General features: G+C 66.1%; 20 protein-coding genes. 1 reads left to right on the forward strand and 19 read right to left on the reverse strand.

Annotated elements, in window-relative coordinates:
- Positions 1-6: 6 nt before the first annotated feature.
- The 3 genes from FQU96_RS31320 to FQU96_RS31330 all read right to left on the reverse strand — a co-directional run bounded on the left by FQU96_RS31320 (position 7) and on the right by FQU96_RS31330 (position 3,618).
- Entirely contained in the window at positions 7-1,323 is a 1,317-nt protein-coding gene (locus tag FQU96_RS31320) for a CmpA/NrtA family ABC transporter substrate-binding protein (RefSeq protein WP_146545320.1), read from the reverse strand.
- Positions 1,320-2,594 (reverse strand): CmpA/NrtA family ABC transporter substrate-binding protein, encoded by a 1,275-nt coding sequence (locus FQU96_RS31325; RefSeq protein WP_146545321.1) that lies wholly within the window; start codon positions 2,592-2,594, stop codon positions 1,320-1,322. The genes FQU96_RS31320 and FQU96_RS31325 overlap by 4 nt, the downstream gene beginning before the upstream one ends.
- Positions 2,595-2,880: 286 nt before the next feature.
- Entirely contained in the window at positions 2,881-3,618 is a 738-nt protein-coding gene (locus FQU96_RS31330; protein WP_218574949.1) for an ANTAR domain-containing response regulator, read from the reverse strand.
- A 137-nt stretch (positions 3,619-3,755) separates the two neighbouring features.
- Here FQU96_RS31330 and cysG point away from each other — a divergent pair, with 137 nt between their 5' ends.
- Positions 3,756-5,114, forward strand: coding sequence for a siroheme synthase CysG (gene cysG / locus FQU96_RS31335; protein WP_146545322.1), 1,359 nt, complete (start codon positions 3,756-3,758; stop codon positions 5,112-5,114).
- Positions 5,115-5,172: 58 nt separating this feature from the next.
- On the opposite strand, the gene FQU96_RS31340 is transcribed toward cysG, so the two are convergent.
- From FQU96_RS31340 to FQU96_RS31410, 16 genes are all read right to left on the reverse strand, one after another.
- Positions 5,173-5,517 carry a RidA family protein gene (locus FQU96_RS31340; RefSeq protein WP_370461520.1) on the reverse strand — a complete coding sequence of 115 codons (345 nt, stop codon included), beginning with the start codon at positions 5,515-5,517 and terminating at the stop codon, positions 5,173-5,175.
- Between the two features lie 101 nt (positions 5,518-5,618).
- Positions 5,619-6,494: a M23 family metallopeptidase gene (locus FQU96_RS31345; protein ID WP_218574950.1), complete on the reverse strand. Its 876-nt coding sequence runs from the start codon at positions 6,492-6,494 to the stop codon at positions 5,619-5,621.
- 140 nt (positions 6,495-6,634) lie between these two features.
- On the reverse strand, positions 6,635-7,276 hold the full coding sequence (locus FQU96_RS31350) for a protein-L-isoaspartate(D-aspartate) O-methyltransferase (protein WP_146545324.1): 642 nt from the start codon (positions 7,274-7,276) through the stop codon (positions 6,635-6,637).
- Between the two features lie 16 nt (positions 7,277-7,292).
- The gene (surE, locus tag FQU96_RS31355) at positions 7,293-8,081 is read right to left on the reverse strand and encodes a 5'/3'-nucleotidase SurE (RefSeq protein WP_146545325.1); all 789 of its coding nucleotides are present in this window, start codon (positions 8,079-8,081) and stop codon (positions 7,293-7,295) included.
- Between the two features lie 6 nt (positions 8,082-8,087).
- Positions 8,088-9,383, reverse strand: a complete 1,296-nt coding sequence (serS, locus tag FQU96_RS31360) for a serine--tRNA ligase (RefSeq protein WP_146545326.1) — start codon at positions 9,381-9,383, stop codon at positions 8,088-8,090.
- Positions 9,384-9,434: 51 nt separating this feature from the next.
- A complete protein-coding gene (tatC, locus tag FQU96_RS31365; protein WP_255468646.1) occupies positions 9,435-10,238 on the reverse strand; it encodes a twin-arginine translocase subunit TatC in 804 nt (267 codons plus the stop codon).
- 93 nt (positions 10,239-10,331) lie between these two features.
- A complete protein-coding gene (locus FQU96_RS31370) occupies positions 10,332-11,831 on the reverse strand; it encodes a carboxypeptidase M32 (RefSeq protein ID WP_146545327.1) in 1,500 nt (499 codons plus the stop codon).
- A 9-nt stretch (positions 11,832-11,840) separates the two neighbouring features.
- On the reverse strand, positions 11,841-12,593 hold the full coding sequence (locus tag FQU96_RS31375; protein WP_146545328.1) for an SURF1 family protein: 753 nt from the start codon (positions 12,591-12,593) through the stop codon (positions 11,841-11,843).
- A gap of 5 nt (positions 12,594-12,598) precedes the next feature.
- Complete coding sequence (locus FQU96_RS31380) at positions 12,599-12,970, reverse strand: DUF983 domain-containing protein (protein WP_146545329.1); 372 nt, start codon at positions 12,968-12,970, stop codon at positions 12,599-12,601.
- A gap of 91 nt (positions 12,971-13,061) precedes the next feature.
- Positions 13,062-13,943 (reverse strand): cytochrome c oxidase subunit 3, encoded by an 882-nt coding sequence (locus tag FQU96_RS31385; protein WP_146545330.1) that lies wholly within the window; start codon positions 13,941-13,943, stop codon positions 13,062-13,064.
- A 1-nt stretch (position 13,944) separates the two neighbouring features.
- On the reverse strand, positions 13,945-14,610 hold the full coding sequence (locus FQU96_RS31390; RefSeq protein ID WP_146545331.1) for a cytochrome c oxidase assembly protein: 666 nt from the start codon (positions 14,608-14,610) through the stop codon (positions 13,945-13,947).
- Positions 14,607-14,777 (reverse strand): hypothetical protein, encoded by a 171-nt coding sequence (locus tag FQU96_RS42305; protein WP_178130812.1) that lies wholly within the window; start codon positions 14,775-14,777, stop codon positions 14,607-14,609. The genes FQU96_RS31390 and FQU96_RS42305 overlap by 4 nt, the downstream gene beginning before the upstream one ends.
- Before the next feature lie 14 nt (positions 14,778-14,791).
- Positions 14,792-15,715, reverse strand: coding sequence for a heme o synthase (locus FQU96_RS31395; protein ID WP_146545332.1), 924 nt, complete (start codon positions 15,713-15,715; stop codon positions 14,792-14,794).
- 57 nt (positions 15,716-15,772) lie between these two features.
- On the reverse strand, positions 15,773-17,401 hold the full coding sequence (gene ctaD, locus FQU96_RS31400) for a cytochrome c oxidase subunit I (RefSeq protein WP_146545333.1): 1,629 nt from the start codon (positions 17,399-17,401) through the stop codon (positions 15,773-15,775).
- Between the two features lie 41 nt (positions 17,402-17,442).
- Entirely contained in the window at positions 17,443-18,324 is an 882-nt protein-coding gene (coxB, locus tag FQU96_RS31405) for a cytochrome c oxidase subunit II (RefSeq protein ID WP_146545334.1), read from the reverse strand.
- A 217-nt stretch (positions 18,325-18,541) separates the two neighbouring features.
- A complete protein-coding gene (locus FQU96_RS31410) occupies positions 18,542-19,108 on the reverse strand; it encodes a hypothetical protein (RefSeq protein ID WP_146545335.1) in 567 nt (188 codons plus the stop codon).
- Positions 19,109-19,168: the final 60 nt, after the last annotated feature.

The raw sequence follows: 19,168 nt of genomic DNA on the forward strand, positions 1-19,168 counted from the left end.
GTCGGCTCACGCGACCTTCTTGATCGCCAGGCTTGCCAGATAGGCCTTGGGATCATCGGGATCGAAGACCTTGCCGTCGAAGAAGGTCTCCTTGCCACGCGAGGCACTGGCCGGAATGTCGGCGGCAGGCACGCCAAGCTTCTTGGCGGCAGTTCGCCACAGATCCTCCCGATTGACCTTGGCAATGATCGCCTTGGTGTCGAGATCGCGTGCCAGGATGCCCCAGCGCTGGTTCTCGGTCAGGAACCACAGCTCGTGGCTCTGGAACGGATAGGACGCATGATCGCGCCAGAACTTCATCAGCAGGTCGGTGCCGGCGGCCTTGCGGCCATCACCGTAGTTGATGTCACCCTTGATGCGGCCGAAGATGTCGGCCACGGGCACGTTGAACCATTGCCGCTTGCTGAGGATCTGGCACATCTCCTCCTTGTTCTCGAGCTTGTCGCACCATTGCTGGGCTTCCATCACCGCCATCAGCAAAGCCTCGGCGGCCTTGGGATTCTTCTCCACCCAGTCGGCGCGCACACCCAGGCTCTTTTCCGGATGGTGCTTCCAGATTTCGCCGGTGGTACAGGCCGTATAACCGATGCCCTGGTTGACGAGTTGCTCGTTCCACGGCTCGCCGACACAGAACGCGTCCATGTTGCCGACCTTCATGTTGGCCACCATCTGCGGCGGCGGCACGACGATGGTCGACACATCCTTGTCGGGATCGATGCCGCCGGCGGCGAGCCAGTAGCGGATCCACATGTCGTGCGTACCGCCGCGGAAGGTCATGGCGCACTTCACGTCGGTGCCCGCCGCCTTCTTCTTGGCAAAGGCTTCCTTGAGCGGCGACGCATCGAGCCTGGCGCCGGTGGGCAGGAACTCCTTGGCCACGGAGATCGCCTGGCTGTCGGTGTTCAACCGCGCCAGCATCGCCATCGGCACGGGCTTGTTCTCGGCCGTGACCGTGCCCAGCGAGATCAGGTAGGGCAGCGGTGTCAGGATATGGGCACCGTCGATGCCGCCGGCCGCCGAACCCAGCACGATGTTATCGCGTGTCGTACCCCAGGACGCCTGCTTGTTCACATTGGCATCCGTGAGACCGTACTTGTCGAAGAGTTTCTTTTCCTTGGCGATGATCAGCGGCGCCGAGTCGGTGAGCGCGATAAAGCCCAGCGTCACCTTGTTGGTTTCCGGTCCTGCAGCTTGCGCAAAGGCTCCGGCGGGAAAGCCGGCGCGAACGGCCGCGATCAGACCAGCCGTGGCCGTCGCACCCTTCAGCAGGTCGCGGCGCGCGATTCCGGCGCGGCGCGCACGGACGGTTGGTTTCTTGCTCATGACGATGCGGCCTCCCGAGCCGATGCGGAGTTGACATCCTTGCCGATCCCGAATCCGGCAAGGTAGGCGTCGAACTGGGCCGGATCGAAGATGCGGCCATCGCAAAACCGATCGGCGCCCAGCATGATCGCGCCACCGTCGACGGCAGCCGCCGACCACGGTTCGGCGTGCTCGCCATCGCGCTTGAAATCGACGGCCGGTATTGGCAGGCCGAGATCAGCGGCGGCGAGGCGATAGATGGTCGAGTCGTAGACGGAAGCCGCCGCTGCCGGCGCAACACCGGCGCCAACCTGCCCCCAGCGCTGCATCTGCGAGAGCGTCCAGAGCCCGCGCGATGCCCACGGAAACGTCGCGGCATGACGATGGAAAAGCAGGCCGCCCGAGGTTCCATCGCCAACATCGCGCAACGCCCTATCGACCACGGCCTCGGGCACATGCAGGATCTCGGGCCGCGCCATCCAGTAGGCCGCCTCGGCGCGGTTGGCCGGGTGGTCCAGCCACGCCCCGGCGCGCAACAACGCCCGCAGCAACGCGCGCAGCGTGGCCGGCCGGCGCGCCGCCCAGGCGGCCGTGACACCCAGCACCTTGTCCAAGGTGTTATTCCAGATGTCGTGACCCAATGCCGCGATGCGGCCGACGCCATGCGCTTCGGCCAGCTCGCTCCACGGCGCGCCGACACAGTAGCCGTCGATCCGGCCGGCGGTGAGATAGGCGATCATCTGCGGCGGCGGCACGACTTCCAGACGCACGTCGCGATCGGGATCGATACCGCCGGCCGCAAGCCAGTAGCGCAGCAGGTAGTTGTGGCTGGAGTGCGGGAAGACGACACCGAATCGCGGCAGAGGCCGGCCCGCGGCGCGGCGGTGGCGCGCCAAGCGCACCAGCGCTCGTGGAACCGACAGGTCACCAGCCCGCACACTGCTGTCTTCCGCCGCCAGTTCGTCCCACAACGACACCGACAGGGTGACGGCGTTGCCGTTGAGGTTGAGGGCCATGGGCGCGACCAGCGGCACGCGCCAGCCGCCCAGCGCGAAGGCGTTGGCAACCGGAATCGCGGCCAGCATGTGGCCGCCATCAAAGACTCCGCTGCAGACGCGATCGCGCAGGGCCGCCCACGACGCTTCGCGGACGAGGCGCACCGACAACCCTTCGGCGGCAAAGAAGCCCTTCTCGCGTGCCACCACCAGCGGCGCGGCGTCGACCAACGGCACAAAGCCGAGCGTCAGCTCCGTCTTCTCCAGTGTTCCAGCACGGGCGGCGATGTCGGTCATGAACGGCGTGACTCCTGAACGCGGGCGACGCAACGTCCGGATCATCGGACGGCCTGCGTGTCCCCGGACCGCCTTTGATCCGTATCTGGAGTCGCCCGCCGTTGGGCGACACGCTCAGCATCTCAAGAAGCGTGCCAAGTACGTGGCATCGAGCGTGGTGTGCGCCGCGCATGACGTTAGCGCGCCTTGCGCTGTCGACATCACCTGTCCGCCCGACTGCTGCACTGCACAATAATTGTTCGATCGCCCGCAATCGCTGCCCGGTAATCGGACAACGTGCGGTGCGCTACGGTTTGGGTGGTGTCAGCAGGTCGCTGACGGCGATCACCTGTTCGGCGATCTCGGCGAGGCGCTTGCCCTTGTCCATCGCCAGCTTGCGCAGGGCCCGGTAGGCCTCCTCCTCGCCCAGCTGGCGCTGCGCCATCAAAATGCCCTTGGCACGCTCGATCAATTTGCGTTCGACCAGCGAGGCACGTGCCTTGTCGAGTTCGTCGCGCAATTCCTGCAGGGCGCGAAACCGTGCGATGGCGACGTTCATGATCGGCTTGACGCGGGCCGCGCTCAGCCCGTCGACGACATAGGACGTTACGCCGGCACGCACCGCCTCGACGGCCATGGTCTCGTCGGTATCATCCACGAACATCACGATCGGACGGGCCTGCTCGCGCGATACGTGGCGCATCTGCTCCAGCATGTCGCGGTTGGGCGATGAGACGTCGACGATGATCATGTCGGGCAAATGCCGGCGCACATGATCGAGCAGATCGTCGGTGCCCGATGCCTGGGCGACGATCCGATGGCCGGCCTCGGTCAACGTACGCTCCAGCATGGCACCGCGCTGGGCGTCGTCATCGACCAGCAGGATGCGCAGCGGCGCCGACGCGCCGAAGCGATCGTTCGACCCGCTGGTGCTCATCATCGTCCAGGCATTCACGTGCTTGTCCGCCTCCAGTCCCTCCCTAGCAACCGGCGTGCCGCGCGCGTGCACAGTGAAAAGGCAACCGGCGCCACGTCCAGTCGGCATGTACGGCTAATCCATTGATCGGGCTGAAAATCACGTCGTGGCACGGCGGTTGCTACGAAGATCGCAGGCGGCAACGATGTCGCACCATTCCCGCGGCAGTGACGTCGCGCTTGGACAGGACGCCCGAGTCCACAACCATGCGTGCCCTACCGCTATTCCACGAGCTGCGTGATCGCACCTGCCTGGTGATCGGCCGGGGCGAGGTCGCCGAGCGCAAGGCCGCCGCCTTGCGCGCTGCCGGTGCCGATGTGCGTCATGCTTCTGTATTCGACAGCACAGATCTTGCCGATGCCGCGCTGGTCGTTGTTGCGGCGGCTTCCCACGATGTCGCCCGCGCTGCCTATGATGCCTGCCGGGCGCGCGGCATTCCCGTCAATGCGGTCGATCAGCCGCAATACTGCACCGTGACGTGGCCGGCGATTGTCGAACGCGGCGACGTCACCATCGCCATCGGCACCGGCGGCGCAGCACCGACACTGGCGCGACTGTTGCGCACACAGATCGAACAGGCGGTACCGCAGACCGTGGCCTTGTTGGCCGCGGTGGCCCGACGCTGGCGCCCGCTGGTACTGCGGCATTTCTCCGATAGCGATGAGCGACGACGGTTCTGGGACCGGTTTTTTGCTGGCCCCGCCGCCGAGGCAGCGCTGGCTGGCGATCGCGCCCGTGCCGAACGGCATGCCATCGCGTTGTTCGCCGACACCAGGACACGGCCGCGCACGGGCCATGTCCATCTTGTCGGTGCCGGCCCCGGCGATCCGGAACTGCTCACGTTGCGCGCGTTGCGCCTGCTGCAGTCAGCCGACGTGATCGTCCATGATCGCCTGGTGAGCGCGCCGATCCTGGCCCTGGCCCGCAAGGACGCACGCCGCATCGACGTGGGCAAGCGGCGTGCGGCGCATGGCATGGCACAAACCGAGATCAACGCGCTGCTGGTGCGGTTGGCGCACGACGGCGCGCGCGTGGTGCGCCTGAAGGGCGGCGATCCGTTCATGTTCGGTCGCGGCGGTGAGGAGATCGAGGTCCTGCTGGCCGCCGATATCCCGTTCGACGTGACACCGGCCGTCACCGCTGCATCGGGCTGTGCCGCGTATGCCGGCATCCCCCTCACCCACCGCGATGTCGCCCATAGCTGCGTTTTCGTCACCGGCCACCGCCACAACGGACGGCTCGATCTGAACTGGACGGCGCTGGCGCAGCCGGGCCAGACCATCGCCGTCTACATGGGTGTGCAGACGCTGCCGGAATTGTGCCGGCAACTGCGCGCCCACGGCCTTGCATCCACAACGCCGGCGGCGCTGATCGTCTCCGGTACGCGACCGGATCAACATGTTGTCAGAAGCACGCTCGCCGAGCTGTCTGCTGCCGTCGCCGCCAATCCACCGGCAGACATCGCGGCGCCGGCCCTGGTCATCGTCGGCGATGTCGTTGCCTTGGCCGGCCGTGCCACGACACGGCATGTCGTCAATTCGCTTTCCGCTGTCGCCGCCGAATAAAACAGAAAACGCCCGCAGCCGGGGGCCGCGGGCGTTTCGTTGACGGCAGTCGATTCGGTTACTTCGCCGCCTGGACCATGATCTCGACCACCAGGCCGGGTGCCGCGAGCTTGGCTTCCACCGTGGCGCGGGCCGGGGTGTTGCCGGGCGATACCCAGGCGTCCCACACCTCGTTCATCTGGCTCCAGGTCTTGATGTCGGTGAGCCAGATGTTGGCCGAGAGGACCTTGCTCTTGTCGGTGCCGGCCTTGGCCAGCAGGGCATCGATCTTGTCGAGGATCTGCTTGGTCTGACCCTTGACGTCCTGCGACGTGTCGTCGGCCGTCAGGCCGGCGAGATAGACGGTGTTGCCGTGCACCACCGCCTGGCTCATGCGGGGTCCCGCATTGATGCGTTCAACCATGATTCCCTCCTTTGGCGCTCACAAGGCGGCGCACCTTAGTGCAGATCGCACCGCGGTGGAATCATCGTGTTGTCCCGATCCAATACCCAGGCGACGACGCCTCACGGCAGCAACGTCGTGGGATCGACGGGTTTGTTGCGCTGACGGATCTCGAAGTGAAGCTGCGGCTGGGAGACGCCGCCAGACTGGCCGACGGTGCCGATCGCCTGCCCTTTCTTCACCGTAGCGCCCTTTGTCACCGACGCATGATCGAGATGGGCGTAGGCCGTGACATAACCGCCGCCGTGGCTGAGCAGCACGAGGTTGCCCAGTCCCCTGACTTCGCTGCCGACATAGGCCACGGAACCGCTCTCGGCTGCCTTGACGGTCGTGCCCTGCGCGGCACTGATGTTGATGCCGTCATTGCGCTGACCATCGGCGCGGTTGCCGAATCCCTGCAGCGTTGTGCCACGCACCGGCCAGTCGAAACGGGTCGATGCTGCCGGCGGCGTGCTGGACGATGCGGATGGGATCGGTACCGGCTGCGGCGCCGATCCGCCCGGAGTCGATGCCGGCGGCGTTGCTGCCGGTTTGGCGGGTGGCGCCGAGGTTCCGCCGGAGGGCGGCGGCAGGTCGGTCGATGACACACGGCCATCCGACGATGTCGGCGGCGGCGGCGACGACGATGATGGCGGGGTGGCACCCGGCGTGCCGGATACGGTCGCCTGTTCGAGGACGCGCGCGTTGGGGATTTCGATCCACTGCCCTTCCGACAGCTTGTCGCCCGACTTGAGGCTGTTGCGGTCGGTGATACGCGATGGCGGCACGCCGAAACGGCTGGCGACGCTTTCGACCGTATCGCCTTTCTGGACGACATAGATCGCCGGTGCGTCCGAGGGCGCGCCTGAACCTGGATACTCGATGGTACCCGGCCGGCCGCCATAGACGGCCCCGTCGTACCACCCGCACGACGCAGTAGTGAGACAGAGCGCAAGCACAACGCCGACCCGCAGGGGGACCGGCTGGCGGCGCGCTCGCGAGGGGGAGCGATGCGCGTTCTTATTCATGAGCGGAAGCTTAACGGAAAAAAGCCCCTGTGGGAATCGCCACCTCTCGCGCCCGCGGACGCGGTGACGCCTCAGCCCTCGTAGGTGGGCAGCGCGCCGGCAACCAGCGGCACGAACCGCACCGGCATCAGCTCCTCGCGGGTGATGCCCTGCTCGGTCTTGATGATGCGCTCGACGGTCTGGTTCACCGGGTCGGGCCCCACGGGCACCAGCATGATGCCGCCGACGGCGAGCTGGTCGATCAGGGTCTGCGGCACCTCACCGGCAGCTGCAGTCACGATGATGCGATCATAGGGGGCCTGCGGTGCCCAGCCCTTGGTGCCGTCACCGACATGGAACACGATGTTGTGCACCCGCAGATCCAGAAGCCGGCGCTCGGCATCGCGCGACAGGCTCTTGTAGCGTTCGATGGTGAACACGCGGCGCGCCAGCTTGGCCAGGATCGCGGCCTGATAGCCCGAGCCGGTGCCGATCTCCAGCACCTTCATGCGGTCGCCGACGTCGAGCGCCTGGGTCATGGCGGCAACCACCAGAGGCTGGCTGATCGTCTGGCCGAAACCGATGGGCAGCGCCATGTTGTCGTAGGCGCGCTCGACAAAGGTGCGCGAGACGAAGATCTCACGCGGAATCGCGGCCATGACCGACAGCACGCGCTCGTCGGTGATCCCGCCGCGCTGCAGATCGTTGATCAGACGCTGTTTGGCGACGCTCATGCACGCAGGCTCGGCCCTATTTGCGCGTGAAGGCGTCGCGCAGCCGACGGCGCATGGTTTCGTGCGTCAGGTCGAGATGCAAGGGATTAATGGAAATCGCCCCCCGCCGGATGGCCTCGATATCGGTGCCGGGCACCAGGTCACGTTCCGTCGGCGTGTAGTTGATCCAGTAGTACGGTGTGGCCCGCGGATCCAGGCGCTCCACGATGTGGCCACCGAAGCCGCGCTGGCCCTGCCGTGTGATCTCCATGCCGGTCACGTCGCTGGCGTCCACGTCGGGGAAATTGACGTTGATCAGCGCCTCGCGCGACCATTCCACGGCCAGCACGCGGCGGACGACCTCGGCACCATGGTGCTCGCCCGTCTGCCATTTCACCGGGTCGGGATGCTTGTAGGCCTGGCTCATGGCGATCGAGCGGATGCCGAGCAGGCAGCCTTCCATCGCCGCCGCAATGGTGCCCGAGTAGGTCACGTCATCGGCCAGGTTGGTGCCGCGGTTGATGCCCGACAGCACCAGGGTCGGCGGCTGCTCGGACAGCAAGTGGCGCACGCCGAACAGCACGCAATCGGTGGGCGTACCGTCGACCGCCCACTTGCCTTCGCTCACCTCGCGGGCACGCAGCGGTTTGGAGAGCGACAGCGAGTGGGCGGCACCCGACTGGTTCGCCTCCGGCGCCACGACCCAGACGTCATCGCTGAGCGCGCGCGCCACTTCGTACAGCGAGACGAGTCCGGGTGCATTGATACCGTCGTCGTTGGTGACCAGGATGCGTGCCTTGGCCAGATCAAGCGGTGGAAAAACCATCTGCCGTTACCTCTTGGCGGCGTGGATGACGTCCACGCCACCCATGTAAGAACGCAACGCCTCGGGCACCGTGACTGTTCCGTCAGCGTTCTGGTAGTTCTCCAGCACCGCGATCAGCGCGCGACCGACCGCCAGGCCGGAGCCGTTCAGCGTGTGCAGGAAGCGCGTACCCTTGCCCTCGCGCGGCCGATAGCGTGCATTCATGCGCCGGGCCTGGAAGTCGCCGCAGTTGGAGCAGCTCGAGATCTCGCGATAGGTGTTCTGGCCCGGCAGCCACACCTCAATGTCGTAGGTCTTGCGGGCGCTGAAGCCCATGTCGCCGGTGCACAGGGTGACGGTGCGGAACGGCAAACCGAGCCGCTTCAGCACCTCCTCGGCACAGCCCGTCATGCGCTCGTGCTCGGCCTCGGACTGCTCCGGTGTGGTGATCGACACCAGTTCGACCTTGGGGAACTGGTGCTGGCGGATCATGCCGCGCGTGTCCTTGCCGGCCGCGCCGGCTTCGGAGCGGAAGCACGGCGTCCACGCCGTGTAGCGCAGCGGCAGGTCCTTCTCGTCGATGACGCTCTCGCTCACGAGATTGGTCAGCGGCACCTCGGCAGTGGCGACCAGCCAGTAGCCGTTGGTGGTGTGAAACAGATCGTCGGCGAACTTGGTCAGGCTGGTCGTCGCATGCACGGCGTTGTCGCGCACCAGCAGAGGCGGATCGACTTCCGTGTAGCCGCTCAGCGTGCCGTCTGCCGGTGCCGTGTGCAGATCGAGCATGAACTGGGCCAACGCCCGTTCCAGGCGGGCGAGCTGGCCCTTGAGCACGACAAACCGTGCGCCCGACATCTTGGCCGCGGCGGCGAAGTCCATCAGCCCCAGTCCCTCGCCGATTCCGACGTGATCCTTGGGATCGAACGCGAAATTGCGCGGGCTGCCGACGCGACGGATTTCCTTGTTGTCGTGCTCGTCCTTGCCATCGGGCACATCGGCCGCCGGCAGGTTGGGGATGCCGGCCAGCAAATCATTGAGCTCCGCGTCGGCGGCCGCAGCCACTGTCTCCGCCGCTTTCTGCGCCTCATCCAAGCCGTTGACCTCGGCCATCAGCGCATCGGCGGGCTCGCCTTTGCCGCGGGCGATACCGATCTGCTTCGACAGCGCCTTGCGGCGCGCCTGGGTCTGCTCGCTGTCGGTGATGGCGGCGCGGCGGCGGCGATCGATCTCGAGCAGGGCCGTGGACATCGGCACGACGCCGCGACGCGCCAGGGCAGCATCGAAGGTTTCGGGATTGTCGCGGATGGTTCGAATGTCATGCATGGGAAGAACGCCTGGATGTGAGTGACGGACGGTGATGTCGGTGATGTCCGGTCAACTCGACGACGACTCCCCGGCGGGCTTGTCCACTTCGGTGCTGGCCTCCTCCGCCTTCTCTGCCTGCGCGCGCCGCTTCTCGATGATCGCGCCGATCCAGATCGATGCCTCGTAGAACAGCAGCAAGGGCGTCGCGAGCGCGAACTGGCTCACGACATCGGGCGGCGTCAGCACGGCGGCGACGATGAACGCGATCACGATCGCCCAGCGGCGCTTGGCCCGGAGCGTGGCGGTACTGACCAAGCCGACCCGGACCAGCAGGATCAGCAGGACCGGCACCTCGAAGGCAAAGCCGAAGGCGAACACCAGCTGCAGCACGCGCTCCAGGTAGTCCGACGCGCGCAGCGTCTTCTCGATTTCAGGCGGCGTGTACAACGCCAGCATGAAATTGATCACGTAGGGCATCACGATGTAGTACATCACCGCGCAGCCGGCGTAGAACATGAACGGCGTTGCAATCAGGAACGGCCGGAACGCCGACTTCTCGTGCCGGTACAGACCGGGCGCGACGAAGGCCCAGATCTGGGTCGCGATCACCGGAAAGCCCACGATGAGGGCCAGGAAGGCCGACATCTTCACGGTGACGAAGAAGAACTCGAAGATGTCGAGAACGATGACCTTGTAGCCCTCGGAGATCGCGGGCTGGATCAGGAACGAGAAGATCGGCTTGGCGAAATAGAAGCAGCCGACGAACACCAGCAGAAAGCCGAGCAAGGCGTAGATCAGGCGTTTGCGCAGCTCGATCAGGTGATCGAGCAGCGGCATCGGTTTGTCGTCTTCCGGTCCGTCGAGGGCGCTCACGGCGATGTCCAGCGTCGAGGGGGAATGGCGGTTATGCCGCCAAACCAGGGGGGTTTCCACCCCCTTTGCGGCCGAGCCGCCAAGAAGCGCGCGCTAGGCCTGCAGATAGCGCTGCTCCACATGGCGGCGGAAGGCCGCCGCCGCCAGCGGCGTGCCCGTGGCAGCCCTCAGCAGGTCGTCGGTGCTGGCCGAGGCGCCCTTGGCGTGCACGTTGGTCCGCAGCCAGCGATAGAGCGGCGCGAAATCACCGCGAGCCAGGCCCGGCTCGATATCCGGATCGGCGGCACCCGCGGCCTGGAACAACTGCGCCGCCGCCAGCGCGCCCAGGGTGTAGGTCGGGAAATAGCCCCAGGCACCATCCGGCCAATGGATGTCCTGCAGGCAGCCCTCGGCGTCGGTCGGGGGGCGGATACCCAGGCTGCGCTGCATGCCGTCGTTCCAGGCGGCCGGCAGGTCGTCCAGCGCCAAGTCGCCGGCGATCAGCGCCCGCTCCAGGCGATAGCGCAGAATGACATGCAGCGGATATGTCACCTCGTCGGCGTCGACCCGGATGAAACCCGGCTTCACGACGGTGTACAGCCGCAGCACGTTGTCGGCATCCCACGCCCGTCCCGTGCCACCGAACGCGGCCCGCATCCGCGGCGCGGCAAACGTGATGAAGGCGCGGCCACGACAGGCCTGCATCTCCAGCAGCAGCGACTGCGATTCGTGCAGCGCCATGCCGCGCGCCCGACCGACCGGCTGGTGGCGCCAGGCCGCCGGCAAGCCGGCCTCGTACATGGCGTGGCCGGTCTCGTGCAGGACACCCATCAGCGCCCGCGCGAAATCGGATTCGTCGTAGCGCGTGGTGAGCCGCACGTCGTCGGGCGTGCCTCCGGTAAACGGATGAGCCGACACATCGAGGCGGCCCTTGCCGAAGTCGAAGCCGACAGCCTTCATCATCTCGATACCGAGCTGCCGCTGCGCCTCGATCGGAAACGGGCCCGGCAACGGCAGCGCGGCCGGCCGGGCCGCCTGGTGCTGCAGCACACGCTGCAGCAGATCGGGCAGAAACGCTTCCAGTTCGGCGAACAGCGCGTCGATGCGCGCGGCGCGGCCGTCGGGCTCGTACTGATCGAGCAGCGCGTCATAGGTCGACAGGCCGAGCTTGTCGGCCTTGGCCTGTGCCGTCTCGCGCACCAGGTCGAGCACCGCCTGCAGGTGCGGCTTCAGGCTGGCGAAATCGTTCTTCGGACGCGCCGCGCGCCACGCCATCTCGCACTTGGTCGTCGCCCGCGCCATGGCTTCCACCAGCGCGGGTGACAGGGCGGTGGCGTGGATCCAACCGCGGCGCATCTCGCGCAGATTGGCGGTCTGCCAGGCATCGAGTCCACCGGCCGCCTCGGCCGCGGCCAGCAGATCACCGACCTGCGACGCGGTCAGGATCTCGTGCGCCAGCACGCCCAGCGTTGCCGTCTGTTCGCCCCGGTCCTCGGCGCTGCCCGCCGGCATCATGGTCGCCCGGTCCCAGCCGAGGATCGCCAGCGCGCCTTCAATCGCGCTCAAGCGGCGGAAGCGCGCTTCGAGGTCGTGGTAGGCCTGGTTGATGGTCATGGGCTCGATCTAGCCGCGTTCCGGCGGCGGCGGCGCGGCCGGATGCTGCCGCCGCCAGTGGTAGACGACGTAGACCGCCACCAGCGTGCAGGCCAGCAACAACCACGTGATGGCGTATTGCAGATGGTCGTTGGGCAGGTTGACGCGTGTCTGACCGCCGATCGGATAGCCGCCCGGATTGGGCTTGGCGTCCGCCGCGACCCACCAGCGATCAGCCTTCAACCCCGGCGCGTCCGGCACCCCCGCCGCACGGCGCATCGCGGCCACATCGACCGTCAGCCACACATTGCGGTCGGGCTGATTGTCGGGAATGAACCAGCCCTTGATGTCCGCTTCGGTCAGCCGGACGATGCCCTCCACCGTCACGGTGCCGCTCACCTGGCCTTCCGGCCGGCGCGCGGGATCCTTGCGCTGTTCGGGTACCCAACCGCGATTGAACAGCACGATCTCGCCGCTCTCCAGCCGCAGCGGCGTGACGATATGCACGCCGACATTGCGATTGAGGCTGCGCGCCAGCAGGTGGATTTCCTTGTCGTGCAGGAACGTGCCGACCAGCCGCACCTTGCGGTACTCGGCCGCGGCCGGGTCGGCGGCCACCGCGGCGGCGTCGATCGCCGGCTCCGCCATGCGGCTGTGCAGGCGGTCGATCAGCGCCGTCTTCCAGTTCATGCGCTGCACCTGCCAGACGGCGAGGCCCAGCATGATGACGATGGCGGGTATGGCAAAGACGGTCGGCCAGAAAGCCAGCTTGAGGCGCTGCATGATGTCTATGTGGGCTCACCATCGCCCGTCGTCGAGCGATGCTTGTATTGCTGCGCCACCAGGACGCCCTTGATCAGGCGCAGCGGGATCAGGGTGGCGACCAGAATGACCGGGAGCCAGATCACCGCGTGCAACCACATCGGCGGCTGGTAGCTGAACTCGAGCCACAGCACCAGCGGCATGATCAACGCCCCCAGGCCGAGGATCACGAACACGGCAGGGCCGTCCCCGGCGTCGTGCCCGCGCAAGTCCAGGCCGCAGACCGCGCATGAGTCGCGCACGGTCAGAAAGGCGCGAAACAGCTCGCCCTTGCCGCAACGCGGGCATTTGCCGGCGAAGCCAGTGGCAAACGACGATTGCGGCGGCCAATGGGTCATGATGCTCGTCTTGCGCCGTCGACACGGCGCTGTCACCCGGAAAAGCAAACGCCGGCCTCAGGCCGGCGTCGCCGTGTCGATGCTGTATCGGTCAGTGTGCCGCCGGCACGGCGCTGCCCAGGCCCCACCAGTAGATGGCGAAGAACAGGAACAGCCAGACCACGTCGACGAAGTGCCAGTACCAGGCCGCCGCCTCGAAGCCGAAATGATGGTCGGGCTTGAAGTGGCCCTTCATGGCGCGGAACAGGCACACGATCAGGAAGATCGTGCCCACGATCACGTGGAAGCCGTGGAAGCCGGTGGCCATGTAGAAGGTCGACGAGTAGATGCCGTCGCGGAAACCGAACGCGGCATGAGCGTACTCATAGGCCTGCACGCAGGTGAACAGCAGGCCCAAAATCACGGTCACCAGCAGGCCGCGGACGGCGCCCTTCTGATCGCCTTCGAGGATGGCATGGTGCGCCCATGTCACCGTCGTACCCGACGTCAGCAGGATCAGCGTGTTCATCAACGGCAGGTCGAAGGGATTGAACGGGCTGATGCCCTTGGGCGGCCACACGCCGCCGGTGAATTCGGCGCGGCCCGGCATGTTGGCGGCGCCGGGGTAGAGCGACGCATCGAAGAAGGCCCAGAAGAACGCCAGGAAGAAGAACACCTCCGAGGAGATGAACAGGATCATGCCGTAGCGCAGGCCGAGCTGGACCACCGGGGTGTGGTAGGTGCGCGATTCGCGGATCACGTCCTTCCACCAGAACCACATGGTGGTCAGGATGATCAGCAGTCCGGGCGCGACCTTCCACGCACCCAGGGCAGCGATGCTGGCCTTGTTCGCTTCGCCGAACATGTCGGGGTGCATGAACAGGGCGGCACCGAAGGCCAGCGCCACGCCACCGATCGAGCCGACCAGCGGCCAGACGCTGGGATCGACCAGATGATAGGGATGCTTGTTTGCGGCGTGTTCGGCAGCAGCCATCTTATCCACCCTTCCTCTTGTCCCCCGGACCGTTGCCACCCGGCACCTCGCCGACACCGGGTGTCAGCGGCTTCTGTGGCTTCTGCGCCTTTTCCAGCAATTCCTTGGCGCGTTCGGTCTTGGCCTCGAAAAATGTATAAGACAAGGTGATCGTTTTCACCCCGTCGTACTTGCGATCCTTCGCCATGTCGGGATCGACGAAGAACGTCACCGGCATCTCGACCGACTCGCCTGGCATCAGCAGCTGCTCGGTGAAGCAGAAGCACTGGATCTTGTTGAACCAGGAGCCGGCGATGTCGGGCGTGACGTTGTATGTCGCCGTGCCGACGATCGGACGCTGCGAGACGTTGGTCGCGCGATAGAAGGCCAGCTTCTCTTCGCCGAGCTTGACTCTCACTTCGCGCTGAAGCGGCTCGAATTTCCAGGGCAGGTTGCCGTCGCGGCTGGCATCGAAGCGCACGGTGACCTGGCGCTCGAGCACGCGCCCGGGGGCGCTGGCCGCAACCTGGGTCGTACCGCCAAAACCGGTGGCGCGGCAGAACATGTCGTACAGCGGCACGGCGGCATAGGCCATGCCGACCATGCCCGCCACAACCACGAACACGCCGCCGGCAAGCCGGCGGTTGCGGCGCGCCAACGCGGCCTGATCCTGACCTTCGGCGCTCATCGCGGTGGCGCTCCCGGGAACACGCCGGCGTCACCGAACCGAACGATGGTGATGGCGAAGAACAGAACACAGATGCCAATGATCACCAGCAGCACGAACCAGTTCTTGGCGCGCTGCTTGACGTGCCGCTCGCTCAGATGCGTCTTGCCGGTGTGACGGTCTGCCATCGCCATCCCCCGCCTCAGCCCAGCAACAGGCGGTCCGCGACCATGGCCACGAACAGAAGGAAGAGATAGGCCAACGAAAAGCGGAACATCGCACGTGCCGGCGCGACATCGTCATCAGCGGCACGCCACACCCGCAGCGCGTGGCCGACAAATGCCAGCCCTGCCGCGATGGAGAACGCGCCGTAGCCCCAGCCGACCACGCCGGTCAGCGTCGGCAGCAGGCCGATCGGCAGCAGCGCCACGGTATAGGCGACCATGTGCCGCTTGGTCGTCACCGTGCCGGCAACCACCGGCAGCATGGGCACGCCCGCGCGGCGATAGTCGTCGTTGCAGAACAGCGACAGCGCCCAGAAATGCGGCGGCGTCCACATGAAGATCAGCAGGAACAGCGACAGCGAGGCCCACGACATGTCGCCCGTCACCGCGGCCCAGCCGACCATCGGCGGCAGGGCGCCGGCGGCGCCGCCGATCACGATGTTCTGCGGCGTCTGGCGCTTGAGCCACATCGTATAGACGAACACGTAGAAGGCGATGGTGAAGGCCAACAGGCCGGCAGCGACCGCGTTGGTCGCAACGGCCATCAGCGCCACCGAGAAGATCGACAGCAGCACGCCGAAGCCCAGCGCGTCGTCGGCCGCCACCACGCCGGCCGGGATCGGCCGGCTGCGGGTGCGCGTCATGACGGCGTCGATGTCGCGGTCGTACCACATGTTGATGGCGCCGGAGGCACCGGCACCGATGGCGATGGCCGCCACGGCGACCGCGGCCAGCAGCGGGTGGATGTGTCCCGGCGCCAGCCACAGGCCGACGAAGCCGGTGAACACGACCAGCGACATGACGCGCGGCTTGAGCAGCGCGACATAGTCGGACACGCGCGAAACGCCCGGCTGCGCCAGGGCGTCCGCGGTATCCATTGTCGAGGCCGGCACGTTGGTCATGATCCTCAGGCGATCTCAGGTCTGTCGGTGCCGCGCCGAAACACGGCGCCGATCGGTTCAGTGGTGCGCGGACGCCGAAATCTTCGGCAGCTCGTCATAGGTGTGGAATGCCGGCGGTGACGGCACCGTCCACTCCAACGTCGTTGCGCCCTCGCCCCAGTAGTTGGCGCCGACCTTGCGGCCCATCGTGAGCGTGTGGAACACCACGAACACCCACCACAGGGTCGAGGCGAAGGAGATCAGCGCGCCGATCGAGGAGATCTCGTTCCACAGATGGAACGCATCGGGGTAGTCGATGTAGTGGCGCGGCATGCCGGCCAGGCCCGAGAAGTGCATCGGGAAGAAGGCCAGGTTGACGCCGATGAACGTCGTCCAGAAGTGGATCTTGCCGAACGTCTCGTTGTACTGGCGGCCCGACATCTTGCCGATCCAGTAGTAGAAGCCGGCGAAGATACCGAACACGGCGCCCAGCGACAGCACGTAGTGGAAGTGCGCGATGACGTAATAGGTGTTGTGCAGCGCGATATCGACGCCGGCATTGGACAACACGACGCCCGTCACGCCGCCGACGGTGAACAGGAAGATCAGCCCCAGCGCCCACAGCATGGGTGTCGGGAACCGGATCGAGCCGCCCCACATGGTGGCGATCCAGCTGAAGATCTTCACACCCGTCGGCACGGCAATCACCATGGTCGCCGCCATGAAGTAGGCGCGGGTGTCGACGTCCATGCCGACCGTGAACATGTGATGCGCCCACACGACGAAGCCGACGACGCCGATCGCGACCATGGCGTAGGCCATGCCGAGATAGCCGAAGATCGGCTTGCGCGAGAAGGTCGAGACGATCTGGCTCACGATCCCGAACGCCGGCAGGATCATGATGTAGACTTCGGGGTGACCGAAGAACCAGAACAGGTGCAGGAAGAGGATCGGGTCGCCACCACCGGCCGGGTTGAAGAAGCTGGTGCCGAAGTTGCGGTCGGTCAGCAGCATGGTGATGGCGCCAGCCAGCACCGGCAGCGCCAGCAGCAGCAGGAACGCGGTCACCAGGATCGACCACACCATCAGCGGCATGCGGTGCAAGGTCATGCCCGGCGCGCGCATGTTGAAGATGGTGGTGATGAAGTTCGCGGCGCCCAGGATCGAGCCGGCACCGGCCAAGTGCAGCGAGAAGATGGCGAAATCCATCGACGCGCCGGGATGCCCGGCCGATGAACTGAGCGGCACATAGATCGTCCAGCCCGTGCCGACACCGCCGCCGATGAAGACGGACATGATCAGGCTCACGAAGCCAGCCACGGTGAGCCAGAACGAGATGTTGTTCATGCGCGGGAACGCCATGTCAGGCGCGCCGATCATGATCGGGACGATCCAGTTGCCGAAGCCGCCGATCAGCGCCGGCATGACCACGAAGAACACCATGATCAGGCCGTGCGCCGTGACCATCGAGTTCCAGTGGTGGCCGGGGTTCTCGTGCCAGCCCATCAGCTGCACGCCGGGGTTCATCAGCTCCAGGCGCATGTAGACGGAAATGGCACCGCCGATCAGGCCGGCGCAGGCCGCCAGGATCATATAGAGCGTGCCGATGTCCTTGTGGTTGGTCGACAGGAACCAACGGACAAAGAAACCCGGGGTATGGTCGTGGTGTTCGTGGGCGCCGTGTGCGGCGTGCGTTCCGGTAGCCATGGGCGACTTCCTTCGGTTACGCGAACTCGGGGCAGCGCGCCTTAGCGCGCCGGGTTGGCAACAGGGTTGGCGGCGGCGACATCGGTCGCCGGTGCCGCGGCGGCGCTCTTACCCTGCGAGGCCACCCATTTATCGAACTCGGCCTTGGACACGGCCTTCACTGCGATCGGCATGTAGGCATGGTCCTTGCCGCAGATCTGCGAGCACTGGCCGTAGTACAGCCCCTCCTTCAGGACGCTGAACCATGTCTCGTTGGTACGGCCGATGACGGCATCCTGCTTGACGCCGAATGCCGGGACCGCCCACGAGTGCATGACGTCCGTCGAGGTGATCAGCACGCGCACGTTGGTGTTGGCGGGAACCACCAGCGGGCTGTCAGTCGCCAGCAGGCGCGGACGATCCCGCTTTTCGGTCTCGGAGAACTTCTTCCAGTCCTCCTCGGGGACCATGCGGCTGTCGATCGCCTCGATCTTCAGATCGGGATACTCGTAGGTCCAATACCACTGGTGCGCCGTCACCTTGATCGTTAGGCCGGCCTCCTTGGTGCGGTCCATGAAGTACAGCAGGCGGAACGACGGGATCGCGAGGCCGACCAGGATCACGACGGGGATGACCGTCCACGCCACTTCGATCAAGGTATTGTGCGTCGTCGTCGTGGGTGTCGGGTTCGCCGATTCGCGGAACTTGACGATCACGTAGATCATCAGCGCCAGCACGAACAGCGTAATCGCGCCGATGATCCAGAGCAGGACGGTATGCAACCACACCAGCTCCGCCATCACGGGCGTTGCCGGCTCATGCAAGTTCATCTGGCCGCGGTGCGGCAGATCAACGAACTCCGCCCACGCACCACCGGCGAACAGGCTCGCAAGGCCCAGTCCGAACAGACCCGCGAGGGCCCACGTACGCGTCCTGCCCATCATTCCTGCACGCTCCCGCTCTCCCCCGCCGCCAAGACGCCGCCAGTCATGGCGTGCCTTGCCGCACGGCCCTACAAAGACGCGGGTTATCTAGCAGAACCCATTGACGGACGTAATGGTTTTTCATCCCCGACAACCGTGCGGCAGCCCGCCGCAGTAATGCCCGCGCCGAAGCCTCGGGGTTGCCATGCGAAACAGGTCTATCTGCGCCGCGTCGACGTCAACGACCGCCCACCGCCAGCACCCGGCGCCGTTTGAGCAGGACGACGATAAAAATGAGTGCGGCAACCGCTATGCCGACGAAAACCACGCCCAGAGCCAGGGCGATCGTGGCCAGCAAACCGCTGACAAAGCCGGTCCCGACAGCCAGAACGGTCTGCGGCTGCTGGCGCCCGTCCTCGTAGGCGGCTTCGAGCCTGTAAGTGCCGGGGGCGTCAACATCGAACGCCAGGACCGAGGTCCCCGAGCGACCGCCGAAATCATAGCGCGACGAACCGCCGGGCCGTCTGGTGGCGATCTCGCGGCCGGTGGCCGCGGATCGGACGGTGACCCGTAAGCCGGAAACGCTGGGAGCCGTATAGACGCGGCCGTCGACCGTGCTGATGCGTTCGTGGAAGATCGTGTAACTGCCGGCCTGCTTCAGGTCCAGATCGCCACTGCCTGGCACCACGACCTGCACCAGGCCGGCGCCGACGTTCCCGATCCGCGATACGGCGAGCCAGACCGCGCCGGCCACGGACGCGATCAAAATCGCCGCCGCAACGACGTACCACACACGACTGGGCATTCGTATGCTCCCCTCCCCCGCCAGCACCGCGCGCCGGATCACTTCACTGTAACACCGCAT

Origin of the sequence: Reyranella sp. CPCC 100927 (genome assembly GCF_007859315.1) — a bacterium.
Classification (GTDB): Bacteria; Pseudomonadota; Alphaproteobacteria; order Reyranellales; family Reyranellaceae; genus Vineibacter.

Coding starts and splice junctions, on each gene's coding strand:
- FQU96_RS31370 (WP_146545327.1), bottom strand. CDS start 11,831: ATGACCATCAACCAGGCCTACCACGACCTCGAAGCGCGCTTCCGCCGC.
- ctaD (WP_146545333.1), bottom strand. CDS start 17,401: ATGGCTACCGGAACGCACGCCGCACACGGCGCCCACGAACACCACGAC.
- FQU96_RS31410 (WP_146545335.1), bottom strand. CDS start 19,108: ATGCCCAGTCGTGTGTGGTACGTCGTTGCGGCGGCGATTTTGATCGCG.
- FQU96_RS31320 (WP_146545320.1), bottom strand. CDS start 1,323: ATGAGCAAGAAACCAACCGTCCGTGCGCGCCGCGCCGGAATCGCGCGC.
- FQU96_RS31395 (WP_146545332.1), bottom strand. CDS start 15,715: ATGACCAACGTGCCGGCCTCGACAATGGATACCGCGGACGCCCTGGCG.
- FQU96_RS31330 (WP_218574949.1), bottom strand. CDS start 3,618: ATGCCGACTGGACGTGGCGCCGGTTGCCTTTTCACTGTGCACGCGCGC.
- serS (WP_146545326.1), bottom strand. CDS start 9,383: ATGCATGACATTCGAACCATCCGCGACAATCCCGAAACCTTCGATGCT.
- cysG (WP_146545322.1), top strand. CDS start 3,756: ATGCGTGCCCTACCGCTATTCCACGAGCTGCGTGATCGCACCTGCCTG.
- surE (WP_146545325.1), bottom strand. CDS start 8,081: ATGGTTTTTCCACCGCTTGATCTGGCCAAGGCACGCATCCTGGTCACC.
- FQU96_RS31380 (WP_146545329.1), bottom strand. CDS start 12,970: ATGACCCATTGGCCGCCGCAATCGTCGTTTGCCACTGGCTTCGCCGGC.
- coxB (WP_146545334.1), bottom strand. CDS start 18,324: ATGATGGGCAGGACGCGTACGTGGGCCCTCGCGGGTCTGTTCGGACTG.
- FQU96_RS31325 (WP_146545321.1), bottom strand. CDS start 2,594: ATGACCGACATCGCCGCCCGTGCTGGAACACTGGAGAAGACGGAGCTG.
- FQU96_RS31340 (WP_370461520.1), bottom strand. CDS start 5,517: ATGGTTGAACGCATCAATGCGGGACCCCGCATGAGCCAGGCGGTGGTG.
- FQU96_RS31385 (WP_146545330.1), bottom strand. CDS start 13,943: ATGGCTGCTGCCGAACACGCCGCAAACAAGCATCCCTATCATCTGGTC.
- FQU96_RS31350 (WP_146545324.1), bottom strand. CDS start 7,276: ATGAGCGTCGCCAAACAGCGTCTGATCAACGATCTGCAGCGCGGCGGG.
- FQU96_RS31390 (WP_146545331.1), bottom strand. CDS start 14,610: ATGAGCGCCGAAGGTCAGGATCAGGCCGCGTTGGCGCGCCGCAACCGC.
- FQU96_RS42305 (WP_178130812.1), bottom strand. CDS start 14,777: ATGGCAGACCGTCACACCGGCAAGACGCATCTGAGCGAGCGGCACGTC.
- FQU96_RS31375 (WP_146545328.1), bottom strand. CDS start 12,593: ATGCAGCGCCTCAAGCTGGCTTTCTGGCCGACCGTCTTTGCCATACCC.